Consider the following 13614-nt stretch of genomic DNA (forward strand, 5'->3'; position numbering starts at 1 on the left):
TTCTTCCTCCCGGTTGTTGTCGTTATCGATTGCATCGCGGACCGCGGTGCGGCTCAGGTTTCCTCAGATCTGCAGCGCCAGCCGGCGCGCCTTGTCGATATGCAGACTGATCGCCTCGACCGCCTTCCCTGGATCGCGGCTCTCCATGGCTTCGATCACCGCCAGGTGCTCGCGCATGACCGGCACGACGCGCCCGTCGATACGGAACCGCTCCTGGTGGATCAGGCGGATCTTCACCGAATTGACCAGATAGGCCTTGGCGATGATCTCGTTGCCCAGCGCATCGATGAACGTGTCGTGCATGGCCCAGTCGATGGTCTGCGCCTTGGCCTCCATCTCCGGCGTCGGGGTCTGCGCAAGCGCCTGGGCATGCATGTCCTCATGCTCGCGCCGCAAGCGGGCAAGCTCGGCATCGGAGGCGCTGACCGTAAACAGCGCCACCGCTTCACGCTCCATGAACAGGCGGAACTGAAAGGCCTCGCGGATCAGGCTGATATCTATATGGGCGATCTGCATGCCGCGCTGCGGAATGGTCGTCAGCAGTCCTTCCGCCTCGAGACGCGGCACGATCTCGCGAATGGCGCCGAGCGGCAGTCCGGTGAAGGCAACCAGCTCACGTTGCGACACGAACTGGCCTGGCTTGAAGTCGCGCGCCAGCAAATGCCGCGTGAAGCTGGCATAGGCCTTCTCCCTGAGGGTGGTCGGTTCGTTGCCGTCTTCCATTTCGGCGCGCTTCCCTTTGCCGGTCAGGCCGGTTCCCTGGCAAACAAGCTGTCATAGGCTGAGGCAAGCTGCTGCTGCCCTTGCAACGCGATCGGCTCCAGCGGCGGACGGACCGCCAGCCAGCGCTCGTCGCCGGTCTTACGCGCCACCATCACCTTTACCGCCGGGGTGACCGGATATTTGAGCAATTCGAGCACAAAACTCTCGACGCGAGGATCGTCGCGCCCGTCCTCGGCCATGGCGCGGATTTCGCCCGGGACGAAATTGGCCATGCCCGAGATTGCGCCTTGAGCACCCAGTCGCACCGCACGCGCCAGATGCCTTTCATCGCCGATCAGGATCACCAGATCGCCATGGGCGGCAAGCAGCGCCTCGCTGTAGCTCCAATTTCCACCGGAATCCTTGACCCCGGCGACCACGTCGGGAAAAGCAGTGCGCAACCGGCCGATCAGGCCAAGCGAAAGCTGCACCATGGTAACCGAAGGGATGTTGTAGAGCAGCACGTCACGGGCGAGGGGGGCGAGCGCGGCAAAGACGGCGGAGAACCAGCCGAAAAGGCCGTCCTCGCCGACATTCTTGAAGTAGCTCGGCGGGGCCAGCAGAATGTTTCGGGCGCCTCGCTGCAAGGCATGCTGTGCCTGTTCGGCGGCGTCTTCGGCGGCGTCGACCAGCACGCCGGCAACGAGTTGATGCGGCAGGATTCCAGCAGCCAGCATGGCCTCGGTCACCGACCGCCGCTCCGTCGTGCCCACCGATGCGCCTTCCCCTGTGGTGCCGAAAAGCGTCACGCTGCCGCAACCCTGCGCCAGGCAACTTTCGGCCTGAGCGATCATGGGGGCGGTGGCGATCTGCCCGCGGGCATCGAAAGGCGTGGCGAGAGCGGCCGAAAGGCCAAAGCGTGATGTCACCGGAAGGTCTCCGAAGCAGGTATGTATGCTGTGCTAGCACACTAACATGTTAGTCGTAAATTGGGGTGGTGCGCTTTTTTAACAGCGGAGGCCCCCCACCTTTTTTATCGAGAGGTTCACGGGTTCAAGCCATGGCGGATCGAGACCATTGGCGAAACAGCAGGATGGCCCAGTGTTCGGGCGCGGAGCGGCAGCTCCAACCTTGTCCCCATCCCAGTCGATGGCTAAACTCAGCCTTTCCCAGGGGAGGTTCTGACATGACACTTCAGCTTTCGGCGGATGCTGTCGCTCCTAAGGCGGCGGCGCCTCAAAAGTACCTCTTCGGCCCGGTCGCCGATTTCCTCATGCTGGGCGGCAGCGCGTTTCTCATCCTGCCGGTGCTGTTTCTCGTTCCGCTCGAATATGAGGGTCCGGTGGCCGCAACGATGGTGATCGTTGCCTATCTCGTGAACTATCCCCACTTCGCCCACTCCTACCAGCTTTTCTACCGCAATTTCGGGCGCAAGGTGACGGGCGACGGCTACGACAGGAGCCTGCAGCTTCGCTACATCTTCGCGGGGATTGTCGTGCCCCTCGCCATGGCCGGGTTCTTCGCCTATGGCGCGGCGGCGGCGAACACGCGCCTGCTCGGCTATGCCACCAACGCGATGTTCTTTTTCGTCGGCTGGCACTACGTCAAGCAGGGCTATGGCATGCTGATGGTGGATGCGGTGCTGAAGCGCAAATTCTTCGACGACCGCGACAAGAAGGTGCTGCTGGTCAACTCCTATGCGGTGTGGATCCTGGCATGGCTGCAGACGAATACCGCAGTCACCCAAGGCAAATATTACGGCCTGGACTATTACACCTTCGCGGCCCCTTCCTGGGTCACCAACATCGCCATGCTGGCGGCCGTTGCGTCGACGGCGGCTACGCTTTTGATGCTGGTCAATCGCTGGCGGAAGAACGGCGGCGGCCTGCCTTATAACGGTCTGGTGGCCTATGTCGCGTCGCTCTATCTCTGGATCCTGATTGCAAGGATAAACCCGCTCTGGCTGCTGATCGTGCCAGCGCTCCACTCGCTGCAGTACCTCGCCGTGGTCTGGCGCTACCAGACGAACGTCGAGCGCGACAGCTTGGACGCTGAAGGCGATCCGCAGCCGAAAATCCTGTCCTTTCTTGGACCCCTATACAGGTTTCGGCTCCTCGGCTTCATCGTCGGCGGCACGGCCCTTGGCTATCTCGGCTTCTGGCTGATCCCATCCGCGCTGACGGCCTTGATCCCGTATGACAGGCAAGTGCTGGGGTCATCGCTGTTCTTCTTCATCGTGCTGATCTTCATCAATGTGCACCATTATTTTCTGGACAATGTGATGTGGCGCCGTGGCAATCCGGAGGTATCGCGGTATCTGTTCCGCTGACTGATGCGCAGACTGTCGAGCCCGGGTTTCATCAGCTGTCGAATATGCCGTTGCCAGCGTGATCGTCAGTGCAACGGAGAGCCCTGGAATGGCGGAGTGCTTTTCCGAGAGCCGCCTGGAAAAATACCCTGCGGTGGCATCTGTACCGGCGTTGGCGCCGCCGGCGTGCCATCGATCATGAAGATGGACATTGAGGGCAGCGAAGCCGAATGCCTGGAAGCCATCCTCGAAGCTGGGCTGCAAGATGCTGTCGGCGCCATTCTGGTTGAAACGCACGACCGGGTGTCGCCAGACATAGCGCATCGGGTGGAGCGCATTCGCCAGCGCATCGCCCAGGAAACATCCGAAACATCAATCTGGAATGGATCTGACTGCGCGCCGTCGTTGCCCGGCAACCGACGGCCCCAGTTTGCTTGATCGGCTAACTTTAGGACAACCCGACCAGGGAAAGCGCCTTGCGCCGGACCCGCTTTGCCAGCAGGCGCGCGAGTTCTGTTGTCGACTGGATTGGCGGCTCGACATAAACCGGGACCTCAACAGGGACCTCGACCACCACGGTCTCTCGTTCCGGCGTCTTTGGTGCGGGCGAAAACATTGCGTGGCGTTTTTGCTGCACGTGGTCCGGGAAATGCTAGGCCGGCTTGCGCTATAGGACGTTTTCCGGCAATGGAAACGCAACATCGGGGCGTTAGCGTAGAAATGATTGATGGATTGCGTGTGGCGGTGATCATGCCCGCCTATAATGCGTCGGCTACACTGGAGAAGACCTACTTCGCCTTGCCGATGCAATTGATCGACGACGTTATTCTCACGGACGATCTCTCGAAGGACGATACTGTCGGCATTTCGCGACAGCTCGGCATTCACACAATCGAGCATTCGATCAACAAAGGCTACGGTGGCAATCAGAAGACTTGTTACGATGCGGCGCTGCAGCGCGATGCCGATATCGTCGTGATGCTTCATCCCGATTATCAATATTCGCCCAGGTTGGTGCCGGCGATTGCCTCGATGGTCGCCTCTGGCGAGTATGATTACGTCTTTGGTTCGCGCATCTTGGGCAAGGGTGCCCTGCGCGGCGGCATGCCGGTCTATGAAATGTCGGAGTTTCACACTGGCTTTCGGTGCTGGAGCCGGAAAGCGTTGACCGAGATTCCTTATCACCGGTGCTCGGACGACTTTGTGTTCGACAATGAGATGGTCTGCCAGGCCGTCTATCTCGGCCTGCGTGGTGGCGAGATGTCCTGTCCGACGAGATACTTCCCGGAGGCGTCGTCGATCAACTTTCGGCGTAGCGTCGTCTATGGCCTGGGTGTCTTGAAAACCGCGGCGAAGTTTCGCCTCAGCAAACTGGGCATTCGACAAGATCCGTTATTCGTCGGGAGCAATATCTGATGAGGCGTCGGACACGAATGGCCCTCGGTGTGGCGGGCCTTGCGATGGTTCTCGTCCCCGCGGCGCTGTCGGGCTATCTCGACGATATCTTGCGGATCGCCAAAGCGAGCGTTCAGCAGACAGGGCTGTTCGGTTTCGTTGCGCTGGTCGTGATGCAGTTTCTAGTGGCCGCCACCGGCATATTGCCGGCGTCCCTGCTCGGGATCGCAGGCGGAGCGGTTTACGGATTCGCCGGTGGATCGGCAATGGCGCTCGTCGGGACTTTGGCCGGCGGCATCGTCGGCTACTACGTAGGCCGAAAGGGTCTCCAAAACGTTCCTTTTACCAACACGAAAATTGTTGGCGGCCTCGACAAGGTCAAACAGTTCCTTGCCGCTGACGGCTGGCGATCGGTTTTTCTGATCCGCCTGTCACCGGTCGTTCCCTTTGCCGCCACAAGCATTGCGCTGGGCGCGAGTGGAATTCGCCTCGCCGACTACGTGATAGGAACCGCAGCGTCGCTTCCCGCCCTTTTTGGTTATGTCTATGTCGGTTCATTGCTCGGCAATGCGGCGTCTCTCGAATCGCCTGAGTTTCACCAGGTTTTTTTGCTGATGCTGGCTGGAGGTGTTATTGCAGGCGCGACGTTGGTCGGCAGGTTCGTCATGTACCATCACAATTCCGAAACAACCTGATGTGCTTGTTAGCAGTGGTATTCTCCACAGTCCGGTAGCTGTACTCCGCCTGCTCCGGGGTAATTTACAAGCGTTTGCGACGGTGACGTGAGATGGGTCGTTGCCTGCGAGGACCAACTGGTGTGGGACGGTGTGAAGAACAAGCCGTCGACCATGGCGTTGTAGTCTCGATTTGCGAGGACCGCGCATAGGCAAATAGCAACCGCCGCAACCCTTGTAACCAACCTCCACGAAGACGCCCAAATCGCCAGAACGATCAGAAGTGTTGCAACTGGCGCGAAGTAATACCTGAAGCCAGATCCTGATTGGAGCAGTGACTCGGCACCTCCGACGGCGAGAATCGCAGTAGCCGAAAATTGCAGCGCAACGATCGGGACGAGCAGCAGGATGGGCTGGCGGCGGGCGAGGAAAACTGCAGCTCCAAGCACGCCAAGGAACACGATGGCAGCTGCTATCAGTTCAAGCGTACCCGGTGTCAAGTTGCTGAAAAACAAGGCCGGCCAAAGGATCGCACCACCCACCTTGAGCAGGAACAGGTCTGGCAAGCTTGCAAAACCGAGGAACGTGAACGGCCGTACGGCCAAGCCGGTATTCGTTGCCGGCAACAGTGCGCAGCCGATCTGCGTCGCCAATCCAGGAATAGACCAAACCAGAGGTCGGACAAGATAAGGCTGCCGTAGCACAAAGCCGGCAGCCGCCCATATGATAAGCGCGAAAGCTGCGGGGGTTCCTGTGAACGGCAGCACTAGAAGAAGACCGATATGAACGCGATTGAGCGGCTGTTTGAACGCCAACGACCCAAAAACAAGCGCGGCATAAACAGGTCCCCAGCCTTTGATGTGCAGTGCCGTTCCGAATGTTTCCGATGCGGTGACGCAATAGAGCGCGGTCGCAACCGCCAACAGGATTCCGGTTCGCCACGATATCGATTGCGTTGTGCCGGCGACAACAAATGGAAACAGCAAAGCCACCAGAAGACCGGAGCCGGTGTCAACGACCGGCCACCACTGAAGTCCGGCCGACACCGCAACGGCTGAAGATAGGTTTGCCGCTAGATCGTAGTAATTGCTTGCCGGGTTGAACAGAGCGGCTAACGGACCGTTCGCATAGGCATAGCCGAAGTACAGAGGGCCAATTTCAGCCCAAACCCTGTAGAAGGTAAGCAACGCCGGGGCTCTTGCCGCGACCAGGATCGCAAACAGTATCCCTGCGACGATGGTACACTCGGTCTTGCCCCTGGGGGATAACGAATCGTCTGCCCGGACATAAAGGAAGCTCAACCCTGCAAAGGCGAGAAACTCAACCAAAGTAAATGCATTGAACGGTGTCGACATCTGCCCCCCGGCTGGATGGCGTGGCGCCCCACGCGGTCTGGGGCGGTGATACAGACGGGATGGCGAAGAGTAAATGGCTACTTTTGCTACCCGCTCAGCGGCGCTCCAGACAGCCCGAAGACGAATTCTGCGGAGCTAGATCAAGTCCAGGATGTTCGGGTCGCCGCGCTCTGCCCGGAAGCGGTCTGCCCATTCGAGGTTTGATGCATCCCTTTGCAGCTCAACGGTCACGTTGCCGGGGTCCAGCCTGGAGGGCGGCTTCAGGCCCATCAGCTCGGCGACCTGACTGACGGCGTGGCGAGGGTCCTCGATCATTGTCTCGTATTCGAACCGCAAGGGCTCGATACCGGTGCGCGCAAAGAACATCTCCCAGCGGGCTCGTTCACGAGCAAGGGCGTTGAGCTGGCTCTGGATCAGTCCAGCGTCGAAGACCGGCTTCTGGGCCATCGGTTGGCTCGATCGGTATTGTCCTGTCTGCAGCGCGCGTGCCCAGGAAATCGCTTGGCCAAGCAAGTCGCGTCTGGTGAGCAGAACGAAGCGAAGATTGGGAAGGGCATCGACCCAGTTCACCTCGCCCGAAATCCAGTCGTGCTGGTGGGCAAATAACTTCAAGCCGTAGATGCCGTTGGGAGTGGCGCCCATGGTAAGGATCTTCCAGACCTGGCCGGCGATATCCTTGGGGTAGTCCGGGTCATCGAAATAGCGCCGCCCGCCCCAATTGAAATATTCCAGCGGATGTCCGAGCAGGCCCGTGCCGCTCAGATGCTGGCACAAGAAATTGCTGCCGGATCGTGGCGAGGTGCAGATGCTGTAGCCACTCAATTTATCGCGGTCCAAGCCGTCGAGCCCTGTCAATGTCCGGCCCCTTTACGCGCCCGAAGGAGAAGCTTTCTGATGAACAAGGGGATCATACCGTTGTACAGCCGCTTTATCTCGTCCACAAAATTTGAAAGGTTCGAAAGCTGTTCCTCCACCCGGCTCAGCACAGCCGGGTTGTCGCCCAGCGCGGCGGCTCGCGAGACAGCCTCGTCCAGAACAAGCTGCTGGGTTCTGGCGTTCTGTTCGCCAAGCTTCTCCAAAACTCGCGAGTTCGCGTGGGACTGAGCCAGAAGCGTCGCCAATTCGGGCGCATCCGGCCAGCCGTGCAATTCTTTCACGATATGAAACCATCTTCGGCGTGGATGCGAGACCCCGATCTCTTCGATCCACACGGCGGTCGCAAGCGCGCGCTCATCGGGATCCAGCCCCCTGTCGGATCGCAGCACCTGATCATAGATGCGCAGATGTTCCTCGATAAAATACGCATCGCCGGCCGCCTTCCGAAAATAGGTGGACACCGCCGCGGCATCGTTCGCACCGAAACCGGATATCGCGCCCAGAAGATTTTCGACCGTGGTCGGCTTGGTCAAAAGCCCAACGCCCAGATTGAAGCGACGCCATGCCTCCATGTTTGCGCTGCTGAGCAATCCCGCGAAACCGCGCGCGTCGCAAACCACGACGGAACAGCCGACCGCAGCTGCCTCGATGGCCATCCGGGCGGTTGCGAACACGATGTCGTAACCAAGCAGATCCTGTTCCAGCTGCTGCGAAAACCGCCCGGTGGCTGGACCTAGCTCATCCAGCTGGATGCCACTTCTCGCACAGGCCTCACGAACCGCCGCCTGGTGCTCGAAATTCTTGGTCAGCAGCAGGCCTCGCGCGGGTCTGGCGGGGAGCGGTGGGCGCTGTTTGAAGCGATTGAGATCGACCGCGTTGTAGACAAGGCTCATCTGGTCGGCCGGTATGCCCCTCGACAGGCATTTGGCTCGGCACGCCTCGTCGACCGCAATCCAATGGCGTATCTGGGGATGCAGCATCGGCGCTTCGACTTCAAAGAAGGCGCTGTGACAGGAAAATACCGCTGGCACGTCGGGAAACCTGGCGAGCGCAGTCAGGCAGGGCGTCAGATGCTGGGCGTGAATGACATCGGGCCTTTCGACGATCTCGGCAATCCGATGGACGACATGATGCCCGCGCCGACGCATTCTATCGGCCATGTCGCCCAGAGTGGGAGCCAGCAGCATGGTCTGATGGCCGGCGTCGCGAAGCCCGTCGGCCAACAGTTCGACGACCGCTTCCGATCCGCTGTTTCGCGACAGGGAGAGATTGGTGATAAGAATTCGCAACGGGCGATTCCTTGCTTGCGCACTACATCTGATATGAGAGAGAAAGGCGCATGAGTTTCTGGCAGCGTCTTAAGTTGAAGCCGCTGACCAAACAAGCTTCGTCAGCATTGTCGCGGCCAAGGTTTGCTCCTGAATTTGTCCCCAGGCCATTCGGCTCGATCGGACCAGAAACTGGATTGGAGCCATTGTTGCCTGAAAAGTCAGGAGAAAAACTGGAAAACGTGCTGATTCTCGCTCACCCCGGGCACGAACTCAGGATCCACCATTGGCTCGAGATCGCCAAACCAAGGGTCTATCTTCTGACCGACGGATCAGGCGGCAAGGAAACATCGCGAACCCGCTATTCGCGCGATCTGGTCGAAGCTGCGGGCGCGACACGCGGCGCGGTGTTTGGGGAAATTCCGGATGGCGCCTGGTACGAAGCGCTGCTGGCCGGGAACCATGATTTCCTGATCGACGTGTTTTCGAGAGTGCGCGCCGATCTAACGACCGCAAAGAATGTCCAGATCGTATCGGATGCGGTCGACGGCTATAATCCCATACATGATCTTGCCTTTGCGTTTGGCCAGGCCCTCTGCCGAGGACTGCGAAAGACGGCACAGGTCGGCAAACAGCTTTGTTCCGCTGCGGTTCCAAATGTGGCGGGACGTGTCGAATCGGCAATTCAGCTTTCCCCGGCCGCGCGGGCGCGGAAGATAGCGGCTGTTGAAAATTATAGTCCCCTCGCCGATGAAGCGCGTCGGATACTCGAGAGGGATCCGCAATGCTTCGACAGGGAAAATCTGATGTCCCAGGATTTTGACTGGAATTCCTCCTGGACACCGGAGTGGGAGCGCATTGGTAAACAGCGCGTTGCCGATGGCCGCTACCGCCAATGCATTACATACAGGGATAATGTCCAACCCGCCGCGCGGCGCCTCATGTCTGAAAGTGCTGCGGTATTTGCGGCCGCAAACTAAGTCTCAGGCTTTCACGAAACCAGTGAGACATTGCCGCCGGCATGGCGCTCGATGCGGCCTGCAAGGTCGAGTTCCAGCAGCACCATGGAGACTTGCGCGGCGTTGAGGCCGGTGTGGCGGATGATCTCGTCCACGCCCACCGGCGTTGGGCCCAGCACCTCGATCACGCCGCTGCGTTCGTCCTCACCGGGCGGGGGAGTTGCCGAAAAATCGGGTGCCTTTTCTGGCGGCGCAATGCTTCGCGTTCGCGTGCCCGCCAATGGTGCGATCGCACCGGAAACATCGGCCGCCTCGGTGACCAGGGTGGCGCCGTCCTTGAGCAGGCCGTTGGAGCCGGCGCAGCGCGGATCGAGCGGCGAACCCGGTACGGCAAAGACCAGCCGGCCCATCTCGCCGGCCAGGCGCGCGCTGATCAGCGAGCCGGAGCGTTGCGCAGCTTCGATGACCACCAGTCCGAGGGCGGCGCCCGCGACAAGCCGGTTGCGGCGCGGAAAATCCTGCGCCCGCGGCTGCCAGCCGAACGGCATTTCCGAAATAACGGCGCCGCCACGCTCGGCAATGTCTTCGCACAAGCCGATATTTTCGGGCGGGTAGGGGACATCGAGCCCACCGGCCAGCACACCCACTGTACCAGTCGAGAGACTGCCCTGGTGTGCTGCCGTGTCGATGCCGCGCGCCAGGCCGGAAACGATGACGTAGCCGTCGCGGCCAAGATCCGCCGCCAGCATGCGCGCCATCTTGATGCCGGCGAGCGACGCGTTGCGGGCGCCGACGATGGCCACCGCCGGCAGGCGAAAGACGGCTGCCTCGACCTTCACGGCAATCAGTGGCGGCGGATTGTCCATGTTTTTCAGCATCGGCGGGTAGTCGGCCTCGCCGATGCCGACGAAGCGGGCGCCGTTTTCACTGGCTGCGTCGAGTTCCGCTTCGGCTTCCTCCACGGAAGGAATGCGCATGATCCTTTTGGCTCCGCCCGAAATCATCAGCTCGGGCAGCATCTCCAACGCCGCCTCCGCCGAACCAAAGCGGTTGATCAATTCGCGAAACGAGGCCGGGCCGACATTTTGTGTGCGGATCAGCCGCAGCCAGCTCAGCCGCTGCCGGTCGCTGAGGCGCGGCCCGGCGGCGGGCTTGCTCAACCCTTGGCTCCGATCTTGCCTTCGGTGCCGGCAAGAAGGCGCGAAATGTTGGCGCGATGTTTGAAGATGACGATCAGGCTCATCACCAGGAACAGCCCGGCGGTCTCAGGTGTGCTCCAGAAATAAAGCGCGATCGGCACGATGACCGCCGCCGTCAGCGCTGCCAGCGAGGAATAGCGAAACAGAAAAGCCATCGCCAGCCAGACGACGATAAAAATCAGCGCCACATGCCAGCCGAGCGCGATCAGCACGCCGAGATAGGTCGCCACGCCCTTGCCGCCCTTGAAACCGAGCCAGACCGGAAACAGATGGCCAAGGAAGGCGCCAAGGCCCGCCCAGAGTCCAAGGCCGGCCCACAGTCCGTAGTCGTGTCCAAAATGGCGCGCGATCATCACCGCCGCCGTACCCTTCAACGCGTCGAGCACCAGCGTCGCGGCGGCGAGGCCCTTGTTGCCGGTGCGCAGAACGTTGGTGGCGCCGATATTGCCGGAGCCGATTTTGCGCACATCGCCGAGGCCGGCCGCGCGGGTGATCAAGAGGCCGAAGGGAATCGAGCCGAGGAGATAGCCGAACAGCAATGCCAGGATAACGTTATAACTCATTGTTTGCCCCCGCATTTCCCCAGCAACATATCGGTCTGCGACGTGGCGCGATCGCTCTAGCTCGAAAACACTGTGCGGCCCGCCACCAGCGTTTGCAAGACCATGCCTTGCAGCCGCGCACCTTCGAAACAGGTGTTTTTCGAGCGCGAACGGATGCCGCTTTCACTCACGATCCAGGGTTCTTCGAGGTCGATCAGCGCAAGATCGGCCGGCGCTCCCGGCCTCAGCGTGCCGCCCGGCAGGCCGAACAGTCTTGCTGGTGCGGTGGACAGTGTTTCGACCAGCCGAAGCAGCGGCACGTCGCCATTGTGGTAGAGCCGAAGCGCTGCTCCAAGCAGCGTCTCCAGCCCGATCGCGCCGGCAGCTGCATCGGCGAAGGGAAGGCGCTTGGTGTCGACATCCTGAGGGTCGTGCGAGGAGACGATGATGTCGATCGTGCCGTCCTTGACCGCCTCGATCATGGCCAGCCGGTCTTCCTCCGCGCGCAAAGGCGGCGTCAGCCGGAAGAAGGTGCGGTATTCCCCGACATCGTTCTCGTTCAGCGACAGATTGTGGATCGCTACGCCCGCCGTGACATTGGCCTTGTCGGCTTTCGCCCGCGTCATCGCTTGCGCTGCCATCGCCGTCGAGATCTTGGCCGCGTGGTAGGCGCCGCGCGTCAGCCGTGCCAGCGCCAGGTCGCGCTCCAGCAGGATGGACTCGGCCTCGCGCGGAATGCCGGCAAGGCCGAGCCAGCTGGCATACAGGCCTTCATTCATCACGCCTGCCGAAGCGAGGTCGCCATCCTGTGTCTCATGTGCGATGACGCCACCGAAATCGCGGGCATAGGTGAGAGCCCGGCGCATCACCAGTGCGCTGGATATTGTGTGCCGCCCATCGGTGAAGGCGACCGCACCGGCCTCGCGCAACAGGCCGAATTCGGTCATCTCGCGACCGGCGAGGCCTTTGGTGATCGCCGCCGCCGGAAAGATGTTGACGCTTGCCGTGTCCCGGGCGGTGCGCAGCACGAATTCGACCAGCGCGACATTGTCGATCACCGGGTCCGTGTCGGGCATCATAACGACGGAGGTAACGCCGCCGGCCGCCGCCGCAACGCTGGCCGAAGCGATAGTCTCGCGATGTTCGCCGCCCGGTTCGCCGATGAAGACGCGCGCGTCGATCAGGCCGGGAATGATCGCCTTGCCGGCGCAGTCGACCACGGTGGCTCCCGCCGGCAGCCCCTGGTTCAGGGCAGCCTTGCCGGCGGCAACGATCTTTTTCCCGTCGACGATGACGGTGCCGATCTCGTCGATGCCGCGTGACGGGTCGACGATGCGGGCGCGCTCAAAGACCGTGGTGCTCATGCGCTCCGGCCCTCGTTGCGGCGCGGGTCGAGCAGCGCTTCCATCACCGCCATACGCACGGCGACACCCATCTCGACCTGTTCCTGGATGACGCTTTGCGGCCCGTCGGCGATTTCGGACGCAATCTCGACGCCGCGGTTCATCGGCCCGGGATGCATCACCAGCGCGCCGTCCTTGGCGGCCTTCAGCTTTTCGGCATCGAGGCCGAAATAGCGGAAATATTCGCGTACCGAAGGCACGAAGGCGCCTTCCATCCGCTCGCGCTGCAGGCGCAGCATCATCACCACGTCGGCGCCCTTGAGGCCCTCGGCCATCGAGCGCGAGACGATGACGCCCATTTTCTCGATGCCGGTGGGCAGCAGCGTCGACGGCGCCACGACCCGCACCTGCGCGCCAAGCGCGTTCAAGAGCATGATGTTGGAACGCGCGACGCGCGAATGCAGGATGTCGCCGCAGATCGCTACGATTAGTTTCGACAGCGGCCCCTTGGCGCGGCGGATGGTCAGCGCGTCGAGCAGCGCCTGCGTCGGGTGTTCATGCGCGCCGTCGCCGGCATTGACCACCGAGCAGCCGACCTTCTGCGCCAAAAGGGCGGCGGCGCCCGCAGACTGGTGGCGGATGATCAGGATGTCGGGGCGCATGGCGTTCAGAGTCATGGCCGTGTCGATCAGCGTCTCGCCCTTCTTCACCGAAGAGCTCGCCACCGACATGTTCATGACGTCGGCGCCGAGCCGTTTCCCGGCCAGTTCGAACGACGACTGCGTGCGCGTCGAGGCTTCGTAGAAGAGGTTGATCTGGGTGCGGCCGCGCAGCGTCGAGGTCTTCTTTTCGGACTGCCGCGAAATGGCGACGGCGCGATCGGCCCGGTCGAGCAGAAGCTCGATGTCACCGGGGGAAAGATCGCGGATGCCCAGAAGATGGCGGTGAGGATAAAGCGGCAGGGACGAAGCGTCGGTCATCTCAAGGCGCTGC

At 61.3% G+C, this 13614-nt stretch carries 14 protein-coding genes; 5 read left to right on the forward strand and 9 right to left on the reverse strand.

What is annotated here, in order from left to right; genetic code table 11:
* Nucleotides 1–63: 63 nt before the first annotated feature.
* Together NKJ80_RS20945 and NKJ80_RS20950 are read right to left on the reverse strand one after the other, a co-directional pair.
* On the reverse strand, nt 64–723 hold the full coding sequence (locus NKJ80_RS20945) for a GntR family transcriptional regulator (RefSeq protein WP_023706209.1): 660 nt from the start codon (nt 721–723) through the stop codon (nt 64–66).
* Between the two features lie 23 nt (nt 724–746).
* Entirely contained in the window at nt 747–1631 is an 885-nt protein-coding gene (locus NKJ80_RS20950) for a dihydrodipicolinate synthase family protein (protein WP_352498239.1), read from the reverse strand.
* A 257-nt stretch (nt 1632–1888) separates the two neighbouring features.
* On the opposite strand from NKJ80_RS20950, the gene NKJ80_RS20955 reads away from it, so the two are divergent.
* The 4 genes from NKJ80_RS20955 to NKJ80_RS20970 all read left to right on the forward strand — a co-directional run bounded on the left by NKJ80_RS20955 (nt 1889) and on the right by NKJ80_RS20970 (nt 5100).
* Nucleotides 1889–3031 (forward strand): hypothetical protein, encoded by a 1143-nt coding sequence (locus NKJ80_RS20955; protein WP_352498240.1) that lies wholly within the window; start codon nt 1889–1891, stop codon nt 3029–3031.
* A gap of 177 nt (nt 3032–3208) precedes the next feature.
* The gene (locus NKJ80_RS20960; RefSeq protein ID WP_023696527.1) at nt 3209–3448 is read left to right on the forward strand and encodes a hypothetical protein; all 240 of its coding nucleotides are present in this window, start codon (nt 3209–3211) and stop codon (nt 3446–3448) included.
* A gap of 249 nt (nt 3449–3697) precedes the next feature.
* Nucleotides 3698–4426 carry a glycosyltransferase family 2 protein gene (locus NKJ80_RS20965; RefSeq protein WP_352498241.1) on the forward strand — a complete coding sequence of 243 codons (729 nt, stop codon included), beginning with the start codon at nt 3698–3700 and terminating at the stop codon, nt 4424–4426.
* Between the two features lie 17 nt (nt 4427–4443).
* On the forward strand, nt 4444–5100 hold the full coding sequence (locus NKJ80_RS20970) for a TVP38/TMEM64 family protein (RefSeq protein ID WP_023688606.1): 657 nt from the start codon (nt 4444–4446) through the stop codon (nt 5098–5100).
* 8 nt (nt 5101–5108) lie between these two features.
* Here NKJ80_RS20970 and NKJ80_RS20975 read toward each other — a convergent pair whose 3' ends face one another.
* The 3 genes from NKJ80_RS20975 to NKJ80_RS20985 all read right to left on the reverse strand — a co-directional run bounded on the left by NKJ80_RS20975 (nt 5109) and on the right by NKJ80_RS20985 (nt 8599).
* Nucleotides 5109–6434 (reverse strand): hypothetical protein, encoded by a 1326-nt coding sequence (locus NKJ80_RS20975; RefSeq protein ID WP_023688605.1) that lies wholly within the window; start codon nt 6432–6434, stop codon nt 5109–5111.
* Nucleotides 6435–6569: 135 nt separating this feature from the next.
* The gene (locus NKJ80_RS20980; RefSeq protein ID WP_081839806.1) at nt 6570–7289 is read right to left on the reverse strand and encodes a Stf0 family sulfotransferase; all 720 of its coding nucleotides are present in this window, start codon (nt 7287–7289) and stop codon (nt 6570–6572) included.
* Nucleotides 7286–8599 (reverse strand): glycosyltransferase, encoded by a 1314-nt coding sequence (locus NKJ80_RS20985; RefSeq protein WP_352498242.1) that lies wholly within the window; start codon nt 8597–8599, stop codon nt 7286–7288. The genes NKJ80_RS20980 and NKJ80_RS20985 overlap by 4 nt, the downstream gene beginning before the upstream one ends.
* A gap of 50 nt (nt 8600–8649) precedes the next feature.
* On the opposite strand from NKJ80_RS20985, the gene NKJ80_RS20990 reads away from it, so the two are divergent.
* Nucleotides 8650–9558 (forward strand): hypothetical protein, encoded by a 909-nt coding sequence (locus tag NKJ80_RS20990; RefSeq protein ID WP_245263851.1) that lies wholly within the window; start codon nt 8650–8652, stop codon nt 9556–9558.
* 11 nt (nt 9559–9569) lie between these two features.
* On the opposite strand, the gene dprA is transcribed toward NKJ80_RS20990, so the two are convergent.
* From dprA to NKJ80_RS21010, 4 genes are read right to left on the reverse strand one after another with little or no spacing between them, the layout of a single operon-like run.
* On the reverse strand, nt 9570–10697 hold the full coding sequence (dprA, locus tag NKJ80_RS20995) for a DNA-processing protein DprA (RefSeq protein ID WP_352498243.1): 1128 nt from the start codon (nt 10695–10697) through the stop codon (nt 9570–9572).
* The gene (gene plsY / locus NKJ80_RS21000) at nt 10694–11299 is read right to left on the reverse strand and encodes a glycerol-3-phosphate 1-O-acyltransferase PlsY (protein WP_023696534.1); all 606 of its coding nucleotides are present in this window, start codon (nt 11297–11299) and stop codon (nt 10694–10696) included. Before plsY ends, dprA begins: the two co-directional genes overlap by 4 nt.
* Nucleotides 11300–11355: 56 nt before the next feature.
* Complete coding sequence (locus tag NKJ80_RS21005) at nt 11356–12642, reverse strand: dihydroorotase (protein ID WP_352498244.1); 1287 nt, start codon at nt 12640–12642, stop codon at nt 11356–11358.
* Entirely contained in the window at nt 12639–13601 is a 963-nt protein-coding gene (locus NKJ80_RS21010; RefSeq protein WP_023696535.1) for an aspartate carbamoyltransferase catalytic subunit, read from the reverse strand. The genes NKJ80_RS21005 and NKJ80_RS21010 overlap by 4 nt, the downstream gene beginning before the upstream one ends.
* Nucleotides 13602–13614 lie beyond the last annotated feature (13 nt).

Source organism: Mesorhizobium sp. M0030 (assembly GCF_040323695.1).
GTDB lineage: Bacteria > Pseudomonadota > Alphaproteobacteria > Rhizobiales > Rhizobiaceae > Mesorhizobium.

Bases quoted from the DNA above. Each gene is read 5' to 3' on its own strand.
- NKJ80_RS20945 (WP_023706209.1), bottom strand. From the start codon at position 723: ATGGAAGACGGCAACGAACCGACCACCCTCAGGGAGAAGGCCTATGCC.
- NKJ80_RS20955 (WP_352498240.1), top strand. From the start codon at position 1,889: ATGACACTTCAGCTTTCGGCGGATGCTGTCGCTCCTAAGGCGGCGGCG.
- NKJ80_RS20960 (WP_023696527.1), top strand. From the start codon at position 3,209: ATGAAGATGGACATTGAGGGCAGCGAAGCCGAATGCCTGGAAGCCATC.
- NKJ80_RS20965 (WP_352498241.1), top strand. From the start codon at position 3,698: ATGGAAACGCAACATCGGGGCGTTAGCGTAGAAATGATTGATGGATTG.
- NKJ80_RS20970 (WP_023688606.1), top strand. From the start codon at position 4,444: ATGGCCCTCGGTGTGGCGGGCCTTGCGATGGTTCTCGTCCCCGCGGCG.
- NKJ80_RS20975 (WP_023688605.1), bottom strand. From the start codon at position 6,434: ATGTCGACACCGTTCAATGCATTTACTTTGGTTGAGTTTCTCGCCTTT.
- NKJ80_RS20990 (WP_245263851.1), top strand. From the start codon at position 8,650: ATGAGTTTCTGGCAGCGTCTTAAGTTGAAGCCGCTGACCAAACAAGCT.
- plsY (WP_023696534.1), bottom strand. From the start codon at position 11,299: ATGAGTTATAACGTTATCCTGGCATTGCTGTTCGGCTATCTCCTCGGC.
- NKJ80_RS21005 (WP_352498244.1), bottom strand. From the start codon at position 12,642: ATGAGCACCACGGTCTTTGAGCGCGCCCGCATCGTCGACCCGTCACGC.
- NKJ80_RS21010 (WP_023696535.1), bottom strand. From the start codon at position 13,601: ATGACCGACGCTTCGTCCCTGCCGCTTTATCCTCACCGCCATCTTCTG.